The organism is Corallococcus sp. RDP092CA, from assembly GCF_041903675.1.
Lineage (GTDB): Bacteria > Myxococcota > Myxococcia > Myxococcales > Myxococcaceae > Corallococcus.
On record NZ_JAYESI010000001.1, the window covers coordinates 552,024 to 576,100 of the forward strand.

Here is a 24,077-nt window from a genome sequence, read left to right on the forward strand (position 1 = left end):
TCGCAGTGGAGGTTTTCACCTTGGGCAGCGCACGAATCCTGGCCGTGGATGACGAACGTGAGACCTGCGAGGCCCTGGCGGAGATGCTGTCCGCCTGGGGGCACAAGGTCGAGACCGCGTTCGACGGGCATGACGCCCTCCGCAAGGCCGGTGAGTTCCGGCCCGACGTCGTCCTGTCGGACCTCGCCATGCCGGAGACGGATGGCCTCTGGCTCTTGCGCAACCTGCGTGAAGAGCTCCCGGACTGCCCGGTGGTGTTCCTCACCGGCCGCGGCACCATCGACACCGCCGTCGAGTCCATCCGCGAGGGCGCCTACGACTTCATCGTGAAGCCGCTGGACACGGCGCGGCTCAAGGTCTGCATCGACCGCGCGCTGGAGAAGAAGGAGACGATGCGCGAGGTGCAGACGCTGCGCCGGCGCCTCAAGCAGCTGGGCTCCACGGACCTCATCGCCGGCTCCACCGCGATGCGCAAGGTCATCGAGATGATCGAGAAGGTGGCCCCCTCCAAGGCCAGCGTCTCCATCAGCGGCGAGTCCGGCACGGGCAAGGAGGTGGTCGCCCGCACGGTGCACAACCTGTCCCTGCGCCGCGACAAGCCCTTCATCGCCATCAACTGCGCGTCCATCCCCGCGACGCTGATCGAATCCGAGCTGTTCGGCCACGAGCGCGGCGCCTTCACCGGCGCGGATCAGCGCCGCCCGGGCGTCTTCGAGATGGCCCACGGCGGCACGCTCTTCCTGGACGAGCTGGGGGAGATCCCCATCGACCTGCAGGCCAAGCTGCTGCGCGTGCTGGAGGAGGGCCGCCTGCGCCGCCTGGGCGGCAAGGTTGAGATCGAGGTGGACGTGCGCGTGCTGTCCGCCACGAACCGCGACCTGAAGCAGGAGATCAAGAACCAGCGCTTCCGCGAGGACCTCTACTTCCGCCTCAACGTGTTCCAGCTCCACCTGCCGCCCCTGCGGGAGCGCCGGGACGACGTGCCCATCCTGGTCCAGCACTTCGTGGACAAGTTCCGCGGGGACTCGGCCAAGCGCGTCTCCGGCGTGCACCCGGACGCCATGGAGGTGCTGAAGAACTACGACTGGCCGGGCAACATCCGCGAGCTGCGCAACGCCGTGGAGCGCGCCGTGATCCTCTGCGACGGGGAGCTGATCACCCGCGAGCACCTGCCGCCGGACATGGCCGGCAAGTCCCCGGAGCGCCACACGTTCAAGCTGCCGTTCGGCCTGAGCCTGGACGCCGTGGAGCGCGAGTACATCCTGGGCAGCCTCCAGCGGAACGGGAACAACAAGGCCCGCACGGCGGAGGTGCTGGGGGTGAGCGAGAAGACGCTCTACAACAAGCTCAACCGCTACGCGGCGGAGAGCCGCGCCCAGGGCACCCCGAGCGGGGGCGGCCCCCTGGGCGGGCAGGGCAATGAGGGCCCCATGGGGGCCAGCAGCTTCCTGACCCGCTGATCCGCCCGGGCCCCGGAGGCCGGCGGGCCGGCGGGGGCCGGGCGCTGACCTGATAGGTAGGCGAGAACGCCCGGATTCCGGGCCCTTGGCGGGGCTCCTGGAGGGCGCGCATGGGGGCTCCCCAGGCCGGCTTAAGCGGGCGGGGGAGGTCTCGAAAACCCCTGTCAATCCTTGACTTTTCCCCCCTGGACGGGGGATCCTCCGGGCCTCTCCCACCCGTTGGTGAGGGCCCGGCTGGGACGTCTCACTTCGGGCCACTTCCGCCCCACGGGCGCGGTCGTCCGACGTGAGTCATCTGGGGTGCCGCCGGGGGGGCACAAGGAAGGCCACAACGCAATGAGCGACGCGCGAGTTCTTCACTTCTTCGGCGGCAAGGGCGGGGTCGGCAAGACCACGCTCGCGGCAGCGTACGCGGTGAGGCTCTCCGAGGAATCCCCCAAGCACCGGGTGTTGGTCGTCTCGTTGGATCCGGTCCAGTCCCTGTCGGACCTGGTGAAGAAGAAGCTGCCGGCGAAGCCCACCAAGCTCCAGGCGGGCAAGGGCGAGGGTGGCCTCTTCGGGGCGGAGCTGAACCCGCCCGCGCTGCTCAAGCCGTTCCTGGCGGAGTACCTGCCGGCGCTGGCGAAGGCGGCGGTGAAGGGCACGCACCTGTCGGACGAGGAGCTGGGCAAGCTCTACCAGCAGGCGGTGCCGGGGCTGGAGGAGCTGGTGGCCCTCTTCCACGTGGTGGACCTGCTGGAGTCGGGGGACTTCGATCGCATCGTGGTGGACACGTCGCCCACCAGCCACACGCTGCGCCTGTTCGACCTGCCGGCGCAGCTGCGCAAGTTCCTCGGCTTCGTGAAGGTGGGCCAGGACCGCGCCGCCCCGGCCCCCAGCGGCAAGGGCAAGAAGGCGGCCGCCGCGGCGGCGGAGGCCGCCGGTGGCTTCCTGGAGCAGGTGGGCCAGAAGGCGGAGAAGCTGCTGGCGCTGCTGAAGGATCCGGTGCGCACGGCCTTCCACCTGGTGGCGCTGGCGGAGCCGGTGCCGGAGTCGCAGACGCGCATGTACTTCACCCAGCTGCGCGAGCGCGGGCTGCCGGTGACGGAGGTGGTGGTCAACCAGGTGGAGGACCACGAGGGGTGCCCCGCCTGCCAGGGCCGCCGCGGCCTGCAGGCGCCGCACGTGCGCAAGTACCAGGCGCTGGACAAGAACGTGCCCGTGAACCTCCTGGGCCGCCGCGAGGTGGCGCCCCGCGGGCTGGACGGGCTGAAGGAGTTCGCCAGGGAGTGGGCGGCGGGCAAGGAGACCAAGGCGCTGGAGTTCAGCGCGGCGGAAGGGCCTCCGGCGCTGGTGCGCGCCCCGTCCATGCCGCCCATCGCGGCGCCGCCGCTGCCGCCCACGCGGCTCATCTTCTTCGTGGGGCAGGGCGGGGTGGGCAAGTCCTCCTGCGCGGCCGCCGCGGCGGTGACGCTGACGGAGAAGGAGGGGCCGGTGCTCCTCATCTCCACGGACCCCGCGCACTCGCTGTCGGACGTGCTCCAGAGCCGCCTCACCGACACCGAGACGCAGGTGAAGGGCACCAAGGGCCTGTACGCGCGCGAACTGGACATGGCGGGCTGGTTCAACGCCCTGCGCAAGCGGCTGAAGGAGAAGGCGGAGAAGGCCTTCGAGGGCGCGCCCAAGGCGGGCAACGACGTGCCGGCGGACCTGCTCTACCTGCGCAACCTGCTGGAGTGCGCGCCCCCGGGCATCGACGAGCTGGCGGCCATGTCCGTGCTGACGGACGCGCTGGTGCAGGAGCGCTTCAAGCGCATCGTGGTGGACTCGTCGCCGCAGGTGATGAACGTCCGCGTGGTGGAGCTGGCGGACACCGCGAAGGCGTGGCTGGGCGCGCTGCACGGCATCCTCAACAAGCACCGCGCCAGGGGCCTGGGCGAGCTGGCAGATGACCTGGCGGCGATGCTCAAGCACGTGAAGCGCTTCGAGGACGCGCTGGCGTCCCCCAGCGAGTCTCGCTTCGTGGTCGTCACGCGCGGCGAGGACCTGGCCGCGTCCCGCACGGAGCGGCTGGTGGAGTACCTCAAGGAGCGCAAGCTCCAGGTGGAGCGGGTGCTCGTCAACCGCGTGGGCCCCAAGTCCACCTGCGAGAAGTGCGAGAACCGCCGCAAGCTGGAGCTGAACGCGGCCAAGGCCATGGAGAAGAAGATGGGCCTGCCGGTGACGATGGCGCCCGCGCTGGGCCGTCACCCCGCGGGGCTGCGCGAGCTGAAGGCGTTCCGCACCGCCTGGTACGCGCTGTCCGCGCCGCCGGCGAAGATCAAGGCGGCCTGACGCCGCCGGGGTCGGGCGCTCCTAGTGGGGGCCCGGCACGAACAGGGACAGGGGTAGCCGGTGCGGATAGGCCCGGCGCGCCTGGCCCAGCAGGTTCAGGGCGCTCGCCTTGAGCGAGCGCACCGTCGGGGCCTCCGGCGCGGACAGGTGCTGTTGGAGCACCCAGCCCGGCCCCATGAGCATCAGCGCCACCGCCGGCACGATGCACAGGGTCACCGCCACGCTGGCGCCGCCCACCGTGCCCAGCACGCGCAGCACCGGGGAGGCCTGGATGCGCGGGCGCTGCAGGGCCGCGAGGATGCGCGCGAAGAGGGCGCCTCCCAGGAGCCCGAGCACCGTGGCCAGCCCCCAGCTCAGGCCGCCCACCGGGGTGCCGAGCACCGGCTCCAGCAACTGGGGCGCGGTGGCTCCCAGCATGAAGGCGAGGACGAAGGGGGCGACCGCGATCAATGCGACGAGCCCCCAGTGTCTGGCGTTGAGTCGGTGCACTGCTTTCCCCCCGTTCCGCTCCCGAGCGGAAGGTGGGCACCGGCGGGCAGGCGCGCCAGGGCGGCGCCCCTCGGGGTGTGTTGGCGTGAACGGGTCGTCACTTCACGTCAGGCGTCGCACTCGGACGGACTGTCAGTGAAGGCGCCCAGGGGCTCCGGGAAGGTGAGGGCGCCGCCCTCTCCCAGGGTACCGGTGACGGGCGCGCTCCCGGGGAGCTTCACCTCCACCGTGCGGCCCTGGACGGTGTACGTGCCGGGGAGCCGGGACTCGTGGGGCGTGCCCGAGTCGTCCACGTCCTTCTTCCAGAGCTCCACGCGGCCCCCGTCCTGGAACCTCAGGGCCCGGGTGGTGCCGTAGACGCCCACGCCGGGGCCGTACCAGGACACCGCGCGCAGGAGGGCTGGCACGTCGGACTCCTTTTCGGGGGTGCGGCCCAGCAGCTTCTGCCACCCGAGCGTGTCCCGGATGACGTCCAGGTCCCGGTCCTCCTTCGCCCGCTGGAGGCGGCGCGGGTCCAGGCGCACGGCGGTGGCCAGCTTCTCCACGATGACGTCGCGGTGGGCGCTGTACTCGCACACCTTGCCCTGCTTGCGCAGGACGCCCAGGGTGGCGGCGGCGTTGTAGTGCGCCAGGGCGTAGTCCGGCGCGGCCCGGGCCGCCTCCTGGAACTTCTCCAGGGCCTGCGCGTAGCGGCCGGACTGGTAGAGGCGGAACCCCTGCGTGTTGAGGGCCCGGCCGGAAGGGGGCGCGGCGGGAGCGGCGGACAGCGTCACGGCCAGCAGGGACAGGGCAAGGACCATGTTTCACCAGACGGGCGGTCCCCCAGGACATTCCAGGGGTGCGTAACCGCTTGCGCGTTGATTGGCCTGAACCCTGGTGCTAGTTCGGCGCCATGGCAACCGGCATTGGCTACGCGCTCGACTTCGAGCGCCCGCTCATCGAGCTGGAAAAGAAGATCGAGGAGCTGAAGGCCCTCTCCACCAGTGGCTCCGTGGACTTCTCCTCGGAGATCTCCAAGCTGGAGAAGAAGGCGAAGAAGCTCCAGTCGGAGATCTTCAGCGACCTGTCCCGCTGGCAGGTGGTGCAGCTGTCGCGGCACAACGCGCGCCCGTACTTCCTGGACTACGTCCAGCACCTCTTCACGGACTTCTTCGAGATGTGCGGCGACCGGCACTTCGGCGAGGACCCGTCCATCGTCGGGGGCTTCGCGCGCTTCGACGGCAAGACGGTGATGCTCATCGGCCATCAGAAGGGGCGCAACACCAAGGAGAACATGGCGCGCAACTTCGGCATGCCGCGCCCGGAGGGCTACCGCAAGGCGCGCCGGCTGATGGAGCTGGCCGAGCGGATGGAGAAGCCCATCCTCACCTTCGTTGACACGCCGGGCGCGTACCCGGGCATCGGCGCGGAGGAGCGCGGCCAGGCGGAGGCCATCGCCGTGAACCTGGAGGTCATGAGCCGGCTGCGCGTGCCCATCATCTCCACCGTGGTGGGCGAGGGCGGCTCCGGCGGCGCGCTGGCCATCGGCGTGGGCAACCGCGTGCTGATGTTCCAGAACAGCGTCTACTCCGTCATCTCCCCGGAGGGCTGCGCCTCCATCCTCTTCCGCGACGCGACCAAGGCGGACAAGGCCGCGGACGCGATGCGCCCCACGGCGCAGGACCTGCTGGAGGCGAAGATCATCGACGAGGTGATCCCGGAGCCTCCGGGCGGCGCGCACCGCGATCCGTCCAAGGCCGCGGAGGCGCTGGGCAAGGCGCTGCGCAAGCACCTGGGCCAGCTGGCGGAGCTGAAGCCGGACGCGCTGGTGCGCGACCGCTACGACAAGTTCCGCGCCCTCGGCATGTTCTCCGGCAAGTAGAGGATCCCTACCCCATGCGACCGCTCGTCCCTCCCTACGTCGAGACGCTCAAGGCCTACGTCCCGGGCAAGCCCATCGAGGAGACCGAGCGGGAGTACGGCCTCAAGGGCGTCATCAAGCTGGCCTCTAACGAGAACCCGCTGGGCCCGTCGCCCCGCGCCGTGGAGGCCATGCGCAACGCCGTCGCGCAGGTGAACCTCTATCCGGACGCCACGAGCTTCCACCTGGTGCGCCGGCTGGCCGCGCACCTGGGCGTGAAGCCGGAGGAGGTGGTGCTGGGCAGCGGCTCCAACGAGCTGATCGAGCTGCTCATCCGCACGTTCACGACGCAGGAGGAGGAGATCCTCCTGTGCAAGGGCTCGTTCCCGGCGTACCGCATCTCCGCGCAGGCGCACGGGCGGGCGTTCGTGGAGGTGCCCATGCGCGAGGGCTTCCGCTACGACCTGGAGGCCATGGCCCGCGCCGTTACCCCGCGCACGCGCATGGTGTTCCTGGCCAACCCGGACAACCCCACGGGCACCACGTTCGGGCGCAAGGACCTGGAGGCGTTCCTCCAGGCGGTGCCCCAGGACGTGCTCGTCGTCCACGACGAGGCCTACGCGGAGTTCGTGGACTGGCCCGACTACGCGAGCGCCGTGGAGCTGTTCCACGCGCACCCGAACCTGGTGGGGCTGCGCACCTTCAGCAAGATCCACGGGCTGGCCGGCATCCGGCTGGGCTCGGCGGTGATGGACGCGAAGCTCGCGGGCTACGTGCACCGCACGCGCATGCCCTTCAACCTGACGACGGTGGCGCAGGCGGCGGGCATGGCCGCGCTGGAGGACACGGAGCACGTGAAGCGCACGCGGGAGAACAACCGCGTGGGGCTGGACTACTTCGGCGAGGAGCTGCCGAAGCTGGGGCTCACCCTGACGGAGAGCCACGCGAACTTCGTCTTCGTGGACTGCCACCGTCCGTCCGCCGAGGTGTACGAGCAGCTGCTGCGCCGGGGCGTCATCGTGCGGCCCATGGCGGGCAACGGCCACCCGAGCTGCCTGCGCATCTCCGTGGGCACGCCCCAGGAGAACGCCCGCTGCGTGGCCGCGCTGAAAGAGGCCTTGTCGTGAGCGCGCGCCCGTTCATCGTCGCCATCGATGGGCCGGCCGGGGCGGGCAAGTCCTCCGTGTCCAAGCTGCTCGCGCGGCGGCTGGGCTTCGCGCTGGTGGACACGGGCGCCATCTACCGCTGCGTGGCGCTGATGGCCTCTCGCGAGGGCATCGCCTTCGACGACGACGTGAAGCTGGGCGAGCTGCTCGGGCGCGTGCGCATCCACTTCCAGGTGGTGGGCGAGGAGAACCACGTCTTCCTGGGCGGCGAGGACGTGTCCGGAGAGATTCGCACGCCGCCCATCTCCATGGGCGCGTCGCAGGTGTCCGGGCGGCCGGTGGTGCGCGCGGGGCTGCTGGCGCTCCAGCGGCGGCTGGCGCTGGAGGCCCCGGCGGGCGCCATCCTGGAGGGCCGGGACATCGGCACGGTGGTGTTCCCGGACGCGGACGTGAAGTTCTTCCTCCAGGCGGACCCGGAGGTGCGGGCGCGCCGCCGCTTCGAGGAGCTGTTCCAGAAGGGCGTGGACAGCAGCCTGGAGGGCGTCCTCCAGGACCAGACGCGCCGCGACGCCGCGGACTCCGGCCGCGAGGTGGCGCCCCTGAAGCCCGCCGGGGACGCGGTGCACGTGGACTCCAGCAGCATGCCGCTGTCGGAGGTCGTGCGGTCGCTGGAGCATGAGATCGAGCGCCGCCGGGCCTCGCGCGGCGCCTGAGCCCTCACCCGGGCATCAGAAGCTGACGCCGTCCGGGGTGGGGGCGGGCACCGTCATGGCCAGCCGGGCCTCGGTGCCGTTCTTCTCGTAGAAGCGGTGGTAGAGGTACAGGTCCGCCACCACCTGCTTCACGTAGCCGCGCGTCTCCCGGTAGGGGATGGACTCCACGAACAGGTCCAGGGGCATGCTGCCTCGCTCCTGCGTCCAGCGCACCGCCGCCTTGGGCCCCGCGTTGTAGGCCGCCGCCGCGAGCGCCGGGTGCGCGAAGCGCTTCATCAGCTGCGCCAGGTACCACGCGCCGTAGCGGATGTTGCGCTCCGGGGCGAAGAGGTCCGCCGGGGCGGGCGCGGGCTCGGCCATCTTCAGGGCGATCTCCGTCGCCGTGGGGGGGATGAGCTGCATGAGGCCGCGCGCGTCCGCCGCGCTCATGACCTCCGGGCGGAAGGCGCTCTCCCGCCGCATGATGGCCCACACGAGGAACGGATCCAGCGCCTGCCGGGTGGCCTCCGTCTCCACCGCCTGGGCGAACGCGCGCGGGTAGAACGCGGCCAGCGCGTCCGGCGCCCTGGCCCCGAAGGCCCGGCCCCACAGGTAGCGCGCCGCCACCACGTGCGCGTGGCCGAACTCCCCCAGCTGCAGCAGCGCGTGCGCGAACGGCAGCGCCTGGTCCGCGGAGCGCAGCCCCGACACGCGCGACTGCACCTCGTCCGCCGCGTCGCGGAAGAGGCCCGCGCGCGTCAGCGCCACCGCCAGCTCCAGCTCCGGCGGGCGGGGGAGGGTGAGCTGCTTCGGAGGCTGCGGGAAGGCCGCGGGCGGCGTGCGGCCCAGCTCGCGCAGCCGCTCCGTGGCGAGCAATGCGTAGAACGACGCGGGCGCCGCGCTGATGACCGCCTCGTAGGAGGGCCCCACGGCCGCGGCCTTGCCGCCGCCCAGCTCCTCCGTGCGCGCCATCCAGTAGCGGGCCTGCGGCGCCAGGGACGTCTTCGGATAGGCCGTCACCAGGTCGTCCAGCGCCTGGCGCGCCTTCGCGTACTGCTCCAGCCGGATGTGCGAGAGGGCGCGGAACCACATCGCCTCGTCGCGGCGGCGCGAGCCCTTGTAGCGCTTCTCGTAGTCCGCGAAGGACTTCGCCGCGTCGGCGAAGCGACCGCCCTGCATGTCCAACCACGCGGCGAAGAACGCGCCCTCCTCCCCCGCCGCCTGGGACGGATAGGCCTTGTCCAGCGCCGCCATCAGCTTGCGCGCCTTCTCGTTGTCGTCCGAGCGCAGCGCCCGGCGCGCCACCACCAGCGCGGCCTCCGCGGCGATGGCCGGCGGCCCCTTGCGCGCCACCGCGAGCGCCTTCTCCGCGTCCTCGCGCTTGCCGAGCGCGAACAGCACCTGCGCGCGCAGCAGCGCCACCTGCGCCTGGGCGGGAGCGCCCTTCACCAGCCCCCGCTTCTCCGCGGTGGACAGCTCCTCCTCGGCCCGCCTCGCCGCGTCGTTGGCGAGGAAGCCCCGGGCGCGCTGGAGGTGCTCGGGGAGCGCGAGCGTCACCGCGGGCTTCAGCGTGGCGAGCTGCTCCAGCGCCGCGTCCGCGTACGGGTGGGTGGGGAAGCGCAGCGCCACCGACTTCAGGTCCGCGCGCAGGCCCGCGGCGTTGCCGGTGGCCGCGCGCGCCTGGGCGCGCTGGAAGAGCAGCTCCGGGGTGGGCTGCGCCGCCGCCGCTGACTCCAGCACCGGGGCGGCGTCCTTGGGGCGGTGGGCGTCCAGCAGGGACTCCCCCAGGCGGGCGCGGGCGCGCACGGCCAGGGCGGGGGAGGCCTTCTCCAGGGCCCGCTCGAAGTCCTTCGCCGCGCCGTTGGGGTCGCCCGAGTAGAAGCGCGCCTGCCCCAGGTAGAAGGCATGGAAGGCCTCCAGGGGCGCGGGGGGCGCGTGGCGGGTGAGCAGGTCCCGGGCCTGGGCGGCGTCCCCGTCCGAGAGGACGAGCGTTCCGGCGAGCAGGCCCAGCCTCCCCGCCTCCGGGCACTTCGCCTGCTCGCAGGCGGTGAGCTCCGCCTGGGCGAGCGCCGCCGCGTCGGGCCGGTGCAGGCGGACGGCCTCGAGCGTCGTGGGGGACTGCCCCAGCGCCACCCCTGCCACCCACCCCGCCACCCAGCCGGTCCAACTCATGAGCTTCTTCCTTTCACTTCGCGGGCTTGCGGCTTCGGAACGAGAGGTTCGCAACCGACATTCCCCACCAGGTGGGCGGGGGTCGGTTTGACAGTTGGCCTGACAAGTCCTAGATCCCGCCGCCGCGGGCTGGTCCCGCGGGGTTGTCGACCCGTTGCGCTATCCGGAGGGAATCCTTACGTTGCGCCGCCGTTGAGCGCTACTCCGGACCGATGTGTGTCAGTCAGACCTGTCGTCGGTAGCACTGCTCGTTCACAGACCTCGGGGGGGGAAACAGCTCATAGGGGAGGCTCCATGAAGCCGTGTCCATCCGATCTGCCGCAGACCATCAATCCCGAAGCCGGCCCGAAGCGGGCAGGCGTCGAGACGCATCGCAATCTGAACTGCAACCACTACGACAACTGCCTCGATGAGGCCGTGCGTCGCGGTTGGCAGTCCTTCACGTGCATGAAGTGCCCGATGTACGCCAACCTCGCTCCTCCGCAGATGGGGCTGGAGGCGTACGCCACGCAGCGCCGTCCTGTCTAACCGGGACGTCTGACATCCGGCCCGTTTCCACCCGGGCCTGTTCGCGTTCGCACCCGGTCACGCCCGAAGTCGGGCCGTGGCCGGTGGCCGCGGAGACGTTCTCCCCCGGAGCCACCGCTTCAGGGGACCGCGGCGTAGATGACGGCCACCCAGTACTGGCCCTGGCCGAAGCGCTTGGAGTTGCCCCGCACCAGCCCCACGCCCACCCGGGTGTTGGTGGCGGTGGCCAGGCTGCGTGACTCCGGGACGGCGCTCGGGTCTCCCACGACGAAGAAGTCCACCGAGGCGGTGCCGGCGTCCGGCAACGCGGAGAACACCCGCTCGTGCAGGGGGGAGGGGTCGCCGTCTCCGGCGGTCGGTTCGTCCTGTGCCAGCGCGTGGCGGGCGTGGTCGCGCGCCAGCCGCTCCAGCGCCTCGCTGCGCACCAGGGGCGGCAGCTTGAGCGTGGCGCGCTGCCGGGACAGGGCCTCGTAGACGTCCGACACCGGGTCCGCAGGGAGCGTCGCGCCGGGCGAGGCCGCCGTGAAGACCTCCGTGACGATGGCCTGGTCCCGGCCGTCCACCTTCTGGAACGCCACGCCCACGCCCATGAAGCGGAAGGCGGGGTCCATCAGGTTCTTGCGGTGGCCGGGGCTGTGCTCGATGCCGAAGTGCGCCGCGAGCGGGCCCGCCGCCATGCCCAGGTTCTCTCCGGCGCGGACGTAGCGCGTGCCCGTCGGCAGGCGGCGGGTGAGCGTGGAGCCGTCCGGTGCGATGTGCGCGAAGAAGCCCTCCGTCGCCATCCGCGTGCTGTAGCGCAGCGCCACCTCCTCCAGCGTCGGATTGGGCGCGAGCTCCGGCAACTGGTGCGCGCGGCGCAGGGTGTTGATGCGCTCGTAGAGGGCGGTGCGCGCTTCCGCCAGCGTGGTGGGCTCGCGCTGCGCCTCCGGGTCACCGCGCGCGGCGCGGGCGCCCACCTGCACGAGGAACAGGGCCGCCACCTCCGGCCCCGCCTCCGCCTCGCCCACCACCTCCACGGTGTAGCCGCCGGGCCCGGCGAAGCTCACCAGGGCGCAGAAGCCATTGGTGCCAGCAGGCGCGCGGCTCAGGGCCACGCCCTCCACCTCGCCATCCGGCCGGGTGACGAAGACCTGCGGGCTTCGCAGCGGCGACACGAGCTGGCCGCACACGCGCTTCTCCGTCCCGACCTTGGCGATGGACCGGGGGAAGGGGAGCACCTCCGCCTTGCGGTCCACGGTGAGCAGCACCAGCGCGGCGCGCTCGCCCAGGAAGGCGATGCCCACGCCGAAGTGGCTCACGCGCTCGTTGTTGAAGTCCCTGCGCGCGAGGAACGTCTCGATGGCGTGCGCGCGCACCCAGGCCCGGATGACCAGCGCCTTGGGGGATGGATCCGCGGCGCCCGAGTCGCTGACCGCCTCCGTCAACGTGAGCAGGTCCGGGGCGCCGGTGGTGAACTTGCTCAGGGCCTCGCGCGCGAGCCTCCGGGCCGCGGCCTCCAGCGCCTTGTCGTTCGTGGGCGCGCGGCGGCCCACGCGCTCGAACTCGCGCAGCACGTGCAGCCGGGCCCGGGCCTCCTGGGTCTGTGGCGTCTCCTCCGGGAGGGGGGGCGCCAGGTCCTGGCTCGCGGCGTCGGTGACGGAGACGGAGACGGAGGCCACGGCCGGGGAGGGCGGCTCGGCGGACGCCGGAGCCACGGCCATGCCCGTGAGCAGCAGGCCCAGGAGCACGCCCCTCATCGCGACTCCAGTTGGAAGGCGAGCGACTTCACCGTGCCGGCGCCCAGCTTCTCGTTGAGCCGCTCCAGGAGTGAGTCTGCCTGGCGGGAGAGGACCTGGGCCCACTCGGCGCTCTCCACGGAGATGATCAGCGTGGAGCCGTCCAACTGGTGCGGGCGGCTGTGGCGCGCGATGTTCTCTCCCACGGCGGCGGTCCAGAGGGGCATGAGCGACGACGCGCGGCCCGACTCTCCCGCCAGGCGCGCCAGCACCCGGGGCAGCAGGCTCTCCAAGGTCTTCGGTTCACCGCGCGCCATCGTCGGGCGATTCTGGAACCCCTCGCGCCGGAAGCCAACCAACACTTGCCTGCCCGCCCGTCTGATTTCCCAAGGCCCCGGACTCCGCCCCCGGGCCGGGTGTCCGGCGAAAGCGCGGCCGGTGCCATCCCCCGTCGCGTCACGGCCCTTCCCCTTGTAAGGTCGGGGCAAGGCCGGTCCCCCTCGGAGTCCCCATGCGTTCCATCCCCCATCCGGTCCGGTTCCCCGGCCTCGTGCTCGCATGCCTGCTGGCCTGCGTCATGGGCTGCGGGATGTCCGACATGGATGCGCCGTTCATCCACGGCGGCAGGACGGACGGCGCCTGCACGGTGGATCAGGACTGCGCGGATCCGTCGCTGTTCTTCTGCAACACCGCCCTGTCGCGCTGTGAGCCCGCGTGCCGGACGGACCTCGACTGTTCGGTGGAGCGCCGCGGGGAATTGAACGCCATCGCCGCGTGCGAGTCCCTGTCGCTGGGCTGCCGCTGTGACGCCAGCCGCTGCGTCCCCGCGCTCTGTAGCCAGGACTCAGAATGCCATGGCGACACGGTGTGTCGCAGCGGTGCGTGTGTCACGCCCGCGCCGGGCGATACGGCCGGGGCCTGCCACGTGGTGCCCGAGCGCGTCGTCGCGCCCGTGGGCACCCCCCTGCGCTTCGAGGGCTGGGTGACCACCCCCGAGGGTACTCCCCTGGTCCTGCCAGAGGGGTTCACCTGGTCCGCCGTGTCGCCGCGCGTGAAGGGCGGGGGCTTCGGCTCCGGGGCCACGTTCACGCTGGAGTCGGCGGGTGAGGAGGAGGAGGCAGTGGAGGCCCGGGCGGGCCCCGCCGCCTGTCGCGCGCGCGTCACCGCGCTGCCCCCGCACACGGCCGAGGGAGCGCTCCGCGTGGTGGTGACGGACGCGCTCACGGGCTCCCCCGTCGAGGGCGCGGCGGTGGTGATGGCGGACGTGCTGGGCAGCGTGATGGCGCGCGACTCGACGGATGCGCAGGGCGTGGCGGTGATCGCGGCCCGGAGCGATTCGACGGTGTCCGTCTTCCACCCGGACTTCGGCTACCTCACCGTGGCGAACTACGACGTGAACGGCTCGCGCGACCTGCGCCTGCCGCTGCGCCGCAACCCCGTGGAGCGCGTGGGCGGGGTGCGCGTCGGGTTCACCCGCGCCGTGCCTGCGGGGTCGGGCGGCGCGCTGTCCCTGGGGCTGACGGGGCTGTCCGTGCCGGGACTGCTGTCGGACGCCGCGCCCTCCCAGGTGCAGGGGCCCGACCAGGCCGTGGACCTCACGCTGGGCGGGGCCACGCGCCAGTTCCAGGTGCCCACCAACGTCTGGGTGAACGGGCTGGGCGCCCTCGCCCCGGATGCCGTGGACGTGCCGGGCATCGCCGGGGTGTGTGACTCGGGGCTCAAGGACGCGGTGGATCCAGACGCGGCCATGCGCGTGGGGGGCTGTGGCACGCGCACCGCCTGGGCCCTCACCGCGCAGGTGCCGTCCGGTGAGCTTCCGGCGGGGATGATGGATCCTCGGACGGATCCGCTGCTGCTCCTGGCTCGCGCGCTGCCTCCGTCGGGGCGGTTCTTCTCCTCCGTCGAGCGCGACGTGCAGTTCGCCCTGCGCTCGCCGAACCCGGGGGGGCCGGAGTCGCCGGCGCCGCTCACGACCCTGGACTTCCAGCAGGTGCCCCTGGCCTTCCCCTTCGTCGTGCGCGTCCCGCCGCTGCCGCGCTTCCGCGGCGGCTACCTGGAGCGCGCGCTGGTGGTGGGCTCGGTGAGCGCGCCCGGACGGGGCACGGTGCCGCTGGGCCTGGGCGCCGCCGTCAACGCCAACCCGGTGGATCCGAACACGGACACGCAGCCGGGCCTGACCTCGCCGGGCCTCGTGCGCGTGCGCATGGCGCCGGCCCACCACGGCCTGGAGGGGCGGGCCTACCGGATGACCGCGGTCGCGTCGTCGGGGGCGTTCGGCGGCGAGGAGCCCGTGGGCCGGGCCACCAGCGCGGTGATGTCCGCCCTGGGAGGGCCCCTCTTCGACCCGGAGGGCTGGGCTCCCGTGACGCTGGGCGACGCCTTCCTCGCCATCCCAGAGGGCGCCCACTACAACCCGGACACGTCGCTGTGGCATGGGCTGCTGCCTCGCGAGTGGCGCATGGATGCCTCCGTGCCCGGCGCGACGCTCGTGCGCGCGACCTTCACCAACGCGGCCGGCCGGCGCTGGACGGTGTGGGTGGATGGCCGTCGCGCCGTCACCGGCGTGCGTCTGCCCGTGCCGCCCGCGGGGCTGGAGGACCGCACCTTCCAGGGCGACACGGAGGGCTCGCGCGCGTCGCTGTCGGTGGAGGCGCTGGCCGTGGCCACGCCCGAGGGCCAGGCGCTGAACCTCTCCGCGCTGGCCGAGTCCGGAGGCCTGGCGCCCGACCCGCTCATGGAGACGGTGCGCGCCGTGTCCACGCTGGACTACGGCCGGCCGCTGGTGACGTGGCTGGAGCCCGGCGAGGGAGCGACGATCGCCCGGGGCGCCACCGTGCGCGTGCGGGTGGACGGCTTCCAGGTGGGCGCGGACACCTCCCACGGCGACGAGGGCGGGGTGTTGCTCGCGGTGCGCGGCGGCGGCCTGGGCTGCGACGGCGTGCTCGTGCGCGGCGACGTGGCCAGCCGGTCGGGTGAGGTGGCGCTCCCGCTGCCCGCCGCCTGCTCCGGGCCGGAGGTGACGCTGGTGGTGTCGCTCGTGGACGGGCTCGGGTTGCCGCTGCGGCCCGCCGTCAGTGTCGCGCGCACGGTGCGCGTGCCCTGACGTCGCGGGGTGTCAGTCCTTCTGCGACCTGCTGGGGCGCCCGTGCTGGCCGTGAATTCGCTTTCGCGAATTGCGCGGTGATACGTTTGGAGCCGTCATGGGCCAGAAGGAGACGGTTGTCACCGTCATCTCGAAGATCTCCGAGCGCCCCGTCAATCTGGACGCGGCGCTGGTGGTCATCTACGGCCTGGACCTGGGGCGCAAGTACGACCTGTCGCGTGAGGAGACGCTGATCGGCCGGTCGTCCAAGGCGGACATCCAGATTGATCAGGAGGCGGTGAGCCGCAACCACGCGCGCATCACCAACACCACCAAGGGCGTGCGCATCGAGGACCTGGGGTCCACCAACGGCACGTTCGTCAACGACGAGGCCGCGGCGGCGGTGCGGTCGCTGCAGAACGGCGACCTGGTGAAGATTGGCCGCACCATCTTCAAGTTCATCGCGGGCGGCAACATCGAGGCGGCGTACCACGACGAGATCTACCGGCTGACCACGATGGACGGCCTCACGCAGATCTACAACCGCCGCTACTTCGACGAGCAGGTGGACCGGGAGATCTCCCGCAGCCGCCGCTACGAGCGCGTGCTGTCGCTGGTGATGTTCGACCTGGATCACTTCAAGGAAGTGAACGACACCTACGGGCACCTGGCGGGGGACTCGGTGCTCAAGCAGCTGGCGTCCACCGTGCGCACGCGCATCCGCCGCGAGGACGTCTTCGCCCGCTACGGTGGCGAGGAGTTCGCGCTCCTCCTCCCGGAGATCAACCTGACCGGCGCCCGCCAGCTCGCGGAGAAGGTGCGCAAGCTGGTGGAGCGGCAGCGCTTCGAGTTCGACAAGCAGGTCATCCCCGTCACGCTGTCCATGGGCGTGGCCACGCTGGAGCCGCACCACCGCGAGCCCGCGGAGCTGGTGCGCACCGCGGACGAGCGCCTCTTCGATGCGAAGAGCCAGGGGCGCAACCGCGTCTGCGGCTGACGTCCCTGGCGGTCCCACGCGAAGGCCCCTCAGCCCGCGAACACGGAGCGGCGCTCACGCAGCAGGGCCTGGAGCATGGCCTGGATGGACTCGCGCGTGCGCTCGGTGAGCCGCTGCACCTCGCCCAGGTCGTCCGCGGCCTCCGGCGGCAGGTCGTCCATGGTCAGCGGCTCGCCGAAGCGGATGGTCCACTTGGCAGGCAGCGGGCCCGGCGCGGTGAGCGGCAGCGACGGGAACCCGAGGAAGCCTCCGGGGAGGCGGCCCAGCAGCGGCGACGTCTCCTCCGCGCCCACGATGGCCACCGGGACGATGGGCGCGCCCGTGCGCAGGGCCAGCTTCACGAAGCCGCCGCGGCCGAAGCGCTTGAGGCGGTAGCGCTCCGCGAACGGCTTGCTCGCGCCCTGGTAGCCCTCCGGGAAGACCACGAGCGGCCGGCGCTCGTCCAGCAGCCGCAGCGCGTTCTCCGGCGAGGCGCGCACGGCGCCCAGGCGGTTGAAGAGCGTGCCGAGCATGGGCGCGTGGAAGACCTGATCCTCCACCAGCCAGCGGGCCTCCAGCAGGTCCGGGCGCTCGCGCAGCAGCGCCTGCGCCATCACCAGGCCGTCGTAGGGCAGGGCGCCGGAGTGGTTGGCGACGAGGATGGAGGCGCCGCGCGGCACCTGATCCACGCCCTCCACGGAGACGCGCCAGTACTGCTCGTAGAGGAAGTCGAGGACGGGCTGGAGGCTCTCCACCAGCCCGGCGTCCTTGCCGTAGTCATCCAGCTGGCTGCCGCCGCCCGTGCCCAGGCTGGTGCGCACGGCCTCCACCAGGCCGTGCATGGCGCCCACGGCGCGGCCCAGGCCCTCGCTCGCGAGCGCCTGACCGGCGATCTCCTTCGCCAGGGAGAACACGCCCGCGGCGCGGCCCGCGAAGCCGGCTGGCTGAGCGGGTTCCTCCGGACGGTCGAAGGCCGGCTCCTCGCGCTCCGGCTCCTCCTGGCGGGGCGCCGCGCCTGGGTCGTTCACGAGCGACAGCGGCCGGCGGCTGGGGGGCAGCTCGTCGTGGGATTCGTCGGGCAGCTCGACCCCCGGCTCCACGTCCGTCGCGGCCGTGCCCTCGATGATGGAGACGGAGATGTGCACGCCGTCCTGCTCGACGCGCTCGACGCCGGTGGGCAGGTCGTCGTCCTCGTCGGAGGCCGCCGGGTCTCGGCGCCAGGCGTCGGCGGTCCAGACCTCTTCGTCGTCCTCGGGAGGCGGCACGTCCTTTGGGTCTCGGCGCCAGGCGTCGGCGGTCCAGACCTCTTCGTCGTCCTCGTCGGGCCCTCGTGGGTCGTGCTCCTCCACGACGGGGAAGGCGCGCTCCTCGGGGTTCGCGGCGTGGCGATCCAGCACCTCGTCCACGGCGACGCCCGCGGTCGCCTCGGCCACCTGGGTCGCGACGGCGGTGGCGATCTCCCGCTCGGGGCCGTTGCCGTTGCCGTCGTCCAGCACCTGCCGCACCGCGGACTCGGCCAGCTCCGCGACCATCTCCGTCGCGAGCACGCGCTCGATGTCGCGGTCCGGGGTCTGTCGCCCCACGAACAGCTCGTCCACGGCCGTCTTCGCGGCGGCCTCCGCCGCGTCCGAGGCGAGCGCCTCCGTCAGGGCTCGGTCCACCGTGCGCTCCCGCGGGCGGGCGCCGTGCACTTCGTCCGCGAGCACCTGGGGCCGGGACGGACCGGGCTCGGCGGTGGGGCCCGGAGTGGAGGGTTCGCGCAGCGGAGCGGTCTCCTCGCCGGGAGCGTGTGGCGCCTGGGCGTGGGGGGCCTGCTCGTGCTTCGCGTCCCCGCGTCCATTCGCGCGGGGCTCGAACATGTGGACCTTGGCGGCGGGCGTCTTCGGCGGCGTCGCGGCGGCCCGCTTCGCCTCCACGCCCTTGCCGCCCTTCGGGGCCTTCGCCTGCGCGCCCGACTTCGACGCGCCGGACTTCGCGCCCTTCCCGGACCTCGGCCCGCCGGACTTCGCACCCTTGCCGGACTTCGGCGCCGCGGCCTTCTTCGCGGCCTTCGGTGTGGCCGCGTCGTCCTTCACCTCGCCCGCGCGAGGCGCGGCCCCCCGCTGGAAGGGATCATTCCCGAGGACACCCTTGGTCATGAGTGGCTCCTTCTGAGCGCCGAGGCGGCGTCACTGACATGGTGGAGGGGCACGAACCCCAGCGCGGTCTCAGCGCGCTCGCCGTCCGCGACCCAGGAGTAATGCATGTAGTCGAGCAGGGCCACCGGCAACGTGCCCGCCCCCACTGCCCCGAGCGCGCGAAGTGCAGCACGAAACAACGGCCCCGGCAGGGGGAGCGGGCGCGCGCCCGCCTGGCGGATGAGCCCCGACAGGGGCAGCACCCCGCGCCCCACGATGTTGAACTCGCCGGAGGCCTCCGCCCGCAGGGCCAGGTGCAGCGCCCGGCCGGCGTCGTCCTCGTGCACCGCCTGCCAGAGCGGGTCGAACCCCAGGAGCGTGGGCACCACCGCGTGCGACAGCAACCGCGTCGCCGGATTGTCCAGGCTGGGGCCGAGCAGGGGCGCGAACCGCAACACCAGCGTGCGCGTGTCCGGGTGCCGCTCGCGGAACGCGCGCACCTGTCCCTCCACCTCCACCTTGTCGTTCACGAACCGGCTGTTGGGACAGCCGAAGAGCGGGGCGCCTTCGCGCAGGAGCGCCGGGCTGTTGCCCCGCGCGCCGTACGTCACCGTCAGGGACGGCACCACCAGCCTCGGCAGCCGGGCGCGGCCCACCGCCGTCAGCACGTTCATGGTGCCGATGACCTCCAGCTCGTGCGCCAGCGGGCCGTTGAGGATGGGCCCGAAGAGGAACGCCAGGTGGAAGAGGGCGTCCACGGGGCGCTCGGTGAGCGCGTCCGTCAGCTCCCCCTCTGCGTCGTAGCGGGTGAGGTCCACGCGGTGGAACTCCACCTTGCCCGTCCCCTGGGGCTCCTTCGTGTCCAGCACGAGGATGCTCTCCACGCCGGGGTCGGCTTCCAGCCTCGGCAGGAGCAGCTTGCCGTAGTCGCCATTGGCGCCTGTCACCGCGATGCGCATCGGGCCCTTGCTTGCTCGGATCACTTCCATTCGCGGGGACGGGTGTTAGCCCAGCCGTCCGGGAATGTCAGCCGCGCGCGCCCGTGATGTTCTGGACAACGTCATCCAGGTGGCGGAGGGTGGTGGATCGCCATGTCCCGAATCGCGCGCCTGAGCGACGTGCTCATCAACAAGATCGCCGCCGGCGAGGTGGTGGAGCGCCCCGCCTCCGTCGTGAAGGAGCTGTGCGAGAACTCGCTCGACGCCGGGGCGCGCACCGTGCGCGTGGAGCTGGAGGCCGGCGGCGTGGGCCGCATCACCATCTCCGACGACGGCCACGGCATGAGCCGCGAGGACGCCACGCTCAGCCTGGAGCGCCACGCCACCAGCAAGCTGCGCGAGCTGGACGACCTCTTCCACATCGACTCCATGGGGTTCCGCGGGGAGGCCATCCCCGCCATCGCCTCCGTGTCCCGCTTCACGCTGCACACCGCGGAGGCGGACGCGCACGAGGGCACGAAGGTCACGGTGGAGGGCGGCGGCCCGCCCACGGTGGAGGACGCGCCGCCGCGCGTGGGCACGGTCATCACCGTGGAGGACCTCTTCTTCAACGTGCCCGCGCGCCGCAAGTTCATGCGCCAGGGCGCCACCGAGCTCAAGCACTGCGAGGAGGCCGTGGTGCGCCTGGCGCTCGCGCACCCGGAGGTCGGCTTCTTCGCCTCGCACGAGGGCAACGAGCTCTTCTCCAGCCCCGCGAGCGAGCACGACCCGCGCGAGCGCATCGCCGCGGCCCTGGGGCCCGCGTCCTTCCCGCACCTGTTCCCGGTGGAGGAGCGCCGGCTGGGCGTCGTCGTCACGGGCTACCTCGCGTCGCCGGAGTACACGCTGCCCAACGCGCGCGGCCTCTACACCTTCGTCAACCGCCGCTACATCCGCGACCGCGGCCTCATCAGCACCGTGCAGCGCGCGTTCCAGGACTACCTGCCCGCGGGCCGCCAGCCGGTGGTGGTGCTGCACATCGACGTGGAGCCCCGCGCGGTGGACGTCAACGTGCACCCGCAGAAGATGGAGGTGCGCTTCGCGGACGCGCGGGGCGTGCAGGACGCGGTCAGCGCGGCCCTGTCCCGCGTGCTGCGCGCGGCCCCGTGGCTGGGCTCGCCGGAAGCGCAGGCCGCCAACCCCCAGCCCCGCGACGCCGCGCACTACGCGCACGCCGTGGAGCGCTTCCTCACCCGCGCGCAGGAGGCCACCTGGGGCGCGCCGCTGCCCACCGCGATGGACGCGCCGGGAGGCCCTGGCGCCGGCTCGGGGGCCTCCACGCCCTCGCGCCCGCTGACGCCGTCCTACTTCACGCCGGGCGGCGGGGCCCAGGGCGGTGCGTTCCCCGGGCCGTTCCAGGGCCCGCAGGTGCCGGGCCGCACGCCCGCGTTCGGCGAGGCCCAGCCCCAGCTCAACGAGGCGCCGCCCCCGGGCTACTTCGCGGCGCTGCGCCCCATGGGCTTGTTGGGCAGCCGCTTCCACGTGTGCGAGGGCCCCGGCGGCACGCTGGTGGTGCTGGATCCGCACGCCGCGCTGGAGCGCGCGCGCCTCACCTCGTACCTGCGCCGCCTGGACGGGGACGCGAAGGCGCCGCCGCCGTCGCTGTTCGGCACCACGGTGGACCTGTCGCTGGCGGCGGTGAAGGCGCTGGTGGACGGCCGCGAGGCCCTGCTCAAGCTGGGCGTGGACGTGGAGCCCTTTGGCGGCACGGCGCTGGCGCTCAAGTCGGTGCCGCCGGGCCTGGAGGGCGTGGAGCCCCGCGCGCTCCTGGAGGCCCTGTCGCGCGCGCTGCCCCCGCGCAGCGCTCCGTTGGACGTGACGAGCCTCGCGGAGGCCGTGCGCGTGATGGCCTGTCACGCCGCGCGCCGCGCGTCCTCGTCGCCGCTCACGGACGCGCAGCTGCGCGCGCTCCTGGGCGAGCTGGACCGCGCGGACTTCACGCCCCCGTGCACGCACGGCACGGTGGTGGTGCTGGAGATGCCGCTCCTGGAGCTGGAGCGGCGCGCCCGCTGAAGGCCTCCTCAGGCCTTGGCCTTCGCCTCGACCCGGGCGCGCAGCGCCTCTTCCTTCGCGCGCAGCTCGCCGGTGGGATCGCTGGGCGCGAAGTCCTCCGAGGAGGCCACCTGGCGGATCTCCACCTCGCCCTCCTGGAAGGGGATGCGGCGCGCCCAGGCGATGGCCTCCTCGCGCGACTTCACCTCGATGATCCAGAAGCCGGCGACCAGCTCCTTCGTCTCCGCGAAGGGGCCATCCGTCACCGTGGTGCCCGCCTTGGAGAACTTCACGCGGGAGCCCCTGGCGCTGGGGTGCAGCCCCTCGCCCGCGAGCAGGATGCCGGCCTTCACCAGCTCCTCGTTGTACCGGCCCATCGCGGTCAGCTCCTCGGTGGAGGGCAGTCGACCGGTCTCGCTGTCCGCGTTGGCCTTGACGATCATCATGAAGCGCATGGGGGTTCTCCTGGAACGTCGGGTTCAACCGGGCGACGAACGGTCCGGCGCGCAATCGACACGGCGGGGACCGGTCCGGAAAGTTGACGCACGAGGGGCCCCGGCTACGGTGCGCGACACGCCTGTAGCACCGGGCCGTCCGAGCCCGTGCCAGCAGAAAGCCCCGGGTCCCGCGCCTTGATGCTCCGCCGTCTGCCGCTCGTCCTCGCCCTCGTCGCCGCGCCCGCCGTCGCCCTCGCCCAGGACGACGGCGACAGCGGCGGAGAGAAGGCCCCCACCAACCTGGACGGCGTGGGCCGCATCACCCTTCAGGCCGGCTACCGGCTCACCTCCAACAGCACCCTGTACGACGCCTGGTATGGCGCCAGGGGGCCGGGCAACGGCCTGGAGCGCTCGGCCGAGTCCTCGGGGGCGCCCCTGGGCGCGGCCACGTTCGCCTACGCGATGTCGGACCTGGTGGAGGTGGGCATCGACCTGTTCGGCACCGCCCAGAGCCTGCGCCTGACCGAGCCCGCGGGCGACGGCACCACCGTCTCCCGCAAGCTCAGCACCGTGGCGTATGGCCTGCTCATCGGCCTGCGCTTCCAGGGCGTGCTCGACGTGGGGCCCCACGGGCTGGTGCCCTTCGCGGGCGTGCTCACGGGGCCCGCGGTCGTGTCCTCCACGCGCGAGGGTTCGTCCCTCCAGGAGAAGGTCTCCCAGGCCTGGGTGGGCTCGCTCGGCGCCACGCTCCGCCTGTCCGCGAACTGGGGCCTCACCGCCGAGTACCGCTTCATGTTCCTGCGCGGCCCCGTGGAGTCCCCGAACGGGGAGACGTGGGCGGGGCCTTTCAGCTTCAGCAGCGGCGGCAGCTGGTTCGCGCTCGGTGTGACCTACGCGTTCCCGCCGGATCCGTCGCGCCCGTTGTCCAACTTCTAGTCCCGCGGAAAGTTCCAGAACGAGAGCAGCCGAGCGCGCACGGCGCGGGGATTTTCGGGGAATGGCGGGCACGCAGCGCCCTGTTGGGGAGCGGAAAAAGAACCCGCCCTCATTCCGGAGAGTCCCCTAGCATGCGTGAGTCGGCCGAAGTCGTTTCCGGTCCAAGGAAGATGTCCATGCCCCCCTCTGAACAGCCGAAGACCGACCTGGAGAAGGAACTCGCCGAGCTCCGCCGCGAGGTCATCGAGTCACGCAACCTCGTCATCAAGACGGACAACCTGCTGAAGAACCTCCATGCGGAGGTGAAGGCCGTGGGCAAGCGCCACGAGGACTTCCAGAAGCGGCAGTGGCTCTCCTCGGCGGTGGCCTACGCGCTCTTCACCGTGCTGGCGGTCGGTGGCGCGGTGCTGGTGAACAGCGCGCGCAGCTCCAGCAACACCAACGAGCGCGAGCGGCTGGAGAAGCAGGTCGCGGACCTCTCCACGCAGCTGGAGAAGCAGCGCGCGGACACCACCGCGCACCTGACGTCCCAGCGCGCCGCGAACGAGGTCTATAAGATGATGACCACGCTGCCGGGCGACGAGCGCCTCAAGGGCATCGACGCGCTGGTGAAGCTGGACACGTCGAAGCTGTCCTCGCTGGAGCGCCAGGCGCTCAACGACCGCGCCGCCATCCTGCGCCGCGAGACGGGCGACGCCGCCTTCGAGCGCGGGAAGCTCGCCTTCCGCAGGAACGAGATGTCCGCCGTGGTGGCGGAGCTGTCGCGCTTCCTGGCCATGAACCCGGCGGAGGCGGAGGCGCTGGACGCGTCCTTCTTCCTGGGCACCGCCTACAACCAGCTGCGTCAGCACGACAAGGCCGTGCCGCTGCTGGCCCGCTTCGTGGAAGGCGACAAGAAGTCCAAGACGCGTGACTACGCCATGCTGCTGCTCGCCCAGTCGTACCAGGAGACGGGCGCGTTCGATAAGGCGGCGGACACGGTGCGTGACGCGCTGGCCACGTACCCGGCCACCCAGTACCTGGCGCAGTTCCGCGGCCGCCTGAGCTCCGCGAAGCGCGCCGCCGCCGGTGGCGCGGACGCCGCCGCGGTGCCCGCCGCCGCCCCGGCCGCCGCGCCCCAGGCCGCGCCGGCCGTGCAGACGGCCCCCGCCGCGGGCCAGTAGGCCCCGCGCGGCCCTCCCTCCGGAGGCGGGAGTTGCGCTTCCGGACGGAGTGGAAGGGAAGGATTGCCACCCGGGGTCCAGG

The 24,077-nt window shown here is 72.5% G+C and carries 19 protein-coding genes; 11 read left to right on the plus strand and 8 right to left on the minus strand.

Annotation, left to right across the window (positions count from 1 at the left end; translation table 11 throughout):
- Positions 1–20 precede the first annotated feature (20 nt).
- Together nla6 and U8525_RS02190 are read left to right on the plus strand one after the other, a co-directional pair.
- A complete protein-coding gene (gene nla6, locus U8525_RS02185; protein WP_374260427.1) occupies positions 21–1,460 on the plus strand; it encodes an enhancer binding protein Nla6 in 1,440 nt (479 codons plus the stop codon).
- 336 nt (positions 1,461–1,796) lie between these two features.
- The gene (locus U8525_RS02190) at positions 1,797–3,773 is read left to right on the plus strand and encodes an ArsA family ATPase (RefSeq protein WP_374260430.1); all 1,977 of its coding nucleotides are present in this window, start codon (positions 1,797–1,799) and stop codon (positions 3,771–3,773) included.
- A gap of 21 nt (positions 3,774–3,794) precedes the next feature.
- Here the strand turns inward: U8525_RS02190 and U8525_RS02195 are convergent, their stop codons facing one another.
- The gene (locus U8525_RS02195) at positions 3,795–4,262 is read right to left on the minus strand and encodes a hypothetical protein (protein WP_374260433.1); all 468 of its coding nucleotides are present in this window, start codon (positions 4,260–4,262) and stop codon (positions 3,795–3,797) included.
- 107 nt (positions 4,263–4,369) lie between these two features.
- Positions 4,370–5,062: a hypothetical protein gene (locus U8525_RS02200; RefSeq protein ID WP_374260436.1), complete on the minus strand. Its 693-nt coding sequence runs from the start codon at positions 5,060–5,062 to the stop codon at positions 4,370–4,372.
- A 92-nt stretch (positions 5,063–5,154) separates the two neighbouring features.
- Between U8525_RS02200 and U8525_RS02205 the strand changes: the two genes are divergently transcribed.
- From U8525_RS02205 to cmk, 3 genes are read left to right on the plus strand one after another with little or no spacing between them, the layout of a single operon-like run.
- The gene (locus U8525_RS02205) at positions 5,155–6,123 is read left to right on the plus strand and encodes an acetyl-CoA carboxylase carboxyltransferase subunit alpha (RefSeq protein WP_374260439.1); all 969 of its coding nucleotides are present in this window, start codon (positions 5,155–5,157) and stop codon (positions 6,121–6,123) included.
- A gap of 14 nt (positions 6,124–6,137) precedes the next feature.
- Entirely contained in the window at positions 6,138–7,229 is a 1,092-nt protein-coding gene (hisC, locus tag U8525_RS02210; RefSeq protein WP_374260442.1) for a histidinol-phosphate transaminase, read from the plus strand.
- A complete protein-coding gene (gene cmk / locus U8525_RS02215; protein ID WP_374260445.1) occupies positions 7,226–7,921 on the plus strand; it encodes a (d)CMP kinase in 696 nt (231 codons plus the stop codon). The genes hisC and cmk overlap by 4 nt, the downstream gene beginning before the upstream one ends.
- Before the next feature lie 15 nt (positions 7,922–7,936).
- Here the strand turns inward: cmk and U8525_RS02220 are convergent, their stop codons facing one another.
- On the minus strand, positions 7,937–10,072 hold the full coding sequence (locus tag U8525_RS02220; protein WP_374260447.1) for a transglycosylase SLT domain-containing protein: 2,136 nt from the start codon (positions 10,070–10,072) through the stop codon (positions 7,937–7,939).
- Between the two features lie 294 nt (positions 10,073–10,366).
- Here U8525_RS02220 and U8525_RS02225 point away from each other — a divergent pair, with 294 nt between their 5' ends.
- The gene (locus tag U8525_RS02225) at positions 10,367–10,600 is read left to right on the plus strand and encodes a hypothetical protein (protein ID WP_014396719.1); all 234 of its coding nucleotides are present in this window, start codon (positions 10,367–10,369) and stop codon (positions 10,598–10,600) included.
- Positions 10,601–10,719: 119 nt separating this feature from the next.
- Here U8525_RS02225 and U8525_RS02230 read toward each other — a convergent pair whose 3' ends face one another.
- Both U8525_RS02230 and U8525_RS02235 read right to left on the minus strand, forming a co-directional pair.
- Positions 10,720–12,336: a CAP domain-containing protein gene (locus tag U8525_RS02230; RefSeq protein ID WP_374260450.1), complete on the minus strand. Its 1,617-nt coding sequence runs from the start codon at positions 12,334–12,336 to the stop codon at positions 10,720–10,722.
- Positions 12,333–12,632 (minus strand): DciA family protein, encoded by a 300-nt coding sequence (locus U8525_RS02235; RefSeq protein ID WP_374260452.1) that lies wholly within the window; start codon positions 12,630–12,632, stop codon positions 12,333–12,335. The genes U8525_RS02230 and U8525_RS02235 overlap by 4 nt, the downstream gene beginning before the upstream one ends.
- 194 nt (positions 12,633–12,826) lie before the next feature.
- On the opposite strand from U8525_RS02235, the gene U8525_RS02240 reads away from it, so the two are divergent.
- On the plus strand, positions 12,827–15,418 hold the full coding sequence (locus U8525_RS02240; protein WP_374260454.1) for a carboxypeptidase regulatory-like domain-containing protein: 2,592 nt from the start codon (positions 12,827–12,829) through the stop codon (positions 15,416–15,418).
- A gap of 97 nt (positions 15,419–15,515) precedes the next feature.
- Positions 15,516–16,394 carry a diguanylate cyclase gene (locus U8525_RS02245; protein ID WP_374260457.1) on the plus strand — a complete coding sequence of 293 codons (879 nt, stop codon included), beginning with the start codon at positions 15,516–15,518 and terminating at the stop codon, positions 16,392–16,394.
- 29 nt (positions 16,395–16,423) lie between these two features.
- Here the strand turns inward: U8525_RS02245 and U8525_RS02250 are convergent, their stop codons facing one another.
- Together U8525_RS02250 and U8525_RS02255 are read right to left on the minus strand one after the other, a co-directional pair.
- Complete coding sequence (locus U8525_RS02250) at positions 16,424–18,511, minus strand: 1-acyl-sn-glycerol-3-phosphate acyltransferase (protein ID WP_374260459.1); 2,088 nt, start codon at positions 18,509–18,511, stop codon at positions 16,424–16,426.
- Positions 18,508–19,479, minus strand: coding sequence for an SDR family oxidoreductase (locus U8525_RS02255; RefSeq protein ID WP_374260462.1), 972 nt, complete (start codon positions 19,477–19,479; stop codon positions 18,508–18,510). The genes U8525_RS02250 and U8525_RS02255 overlap by 4 nt, the downstream gene beginning before the upstream one ends.
- A 102-nt stretch (positions 19,480–19,581) precedes the next feature.
- Between U8525_RS02255 and mutL the strand changes: the two genes are divergently transcribed.
- A complete protein-coding gene (gene mutL / locus U8525_RS02260) occupies positions 19,582–21,480 on the plus strand; it encodes a DNA mismatch repair endonuclease MutL (RefSeq protein WP_374260465.1) in 1,899 nt (632 codons plus the stop codon).
- A gap of 8 nt (positions 21,481–21,488) precedes the next feature.
- Here mutL and U8525_RS02265 read toward each other — a convergent pair whose 3' ends face one another.
- Positions 21,489–21,914, minus strand: coding sequence for a YciI family protein (locus tag U8525_RS02265; RefSeq protein WP_374260468.1), 426 nt, complete (start codon positions 21,912–21,914; stop codon positions 21,489–21,491).
- Between the two features lie 180 nt (positions 21,915–22,094).
- Here U8525_RS02265 and U8525_RS02270 point away from each other — a divergent pair, with 180 nt between their 5' ends.
- Together U8525_RS02270 and U8525_RS02275 are read left to right on the plus strand one after the other, a co-directional pair.
- Complete coding sequence (locus U8525_RS02270; protein WP_374260547.1) at positions 22,095–22,832, plus strand: hypothetical protein; 738 nt, start codon at positions 22,095–22,097, stop codon at positions 22,830–22,832.
- A 176-nt stretch (positions 22,833–23,008) separates the two neighbouring features.
- On the plus strand, positions 23,009–23,995 hold the full coding sequence (locus U8525_RS02275) for a tol-pal system YbgF family protein (RefSeq protein WP_374260471.1): 987 nt from the start codon (positions 23,009–23,011) through the stop codon (positions 23,993–23,995).
- Positions 23,996–24,077: the final 82 nt, after the last annotated feature.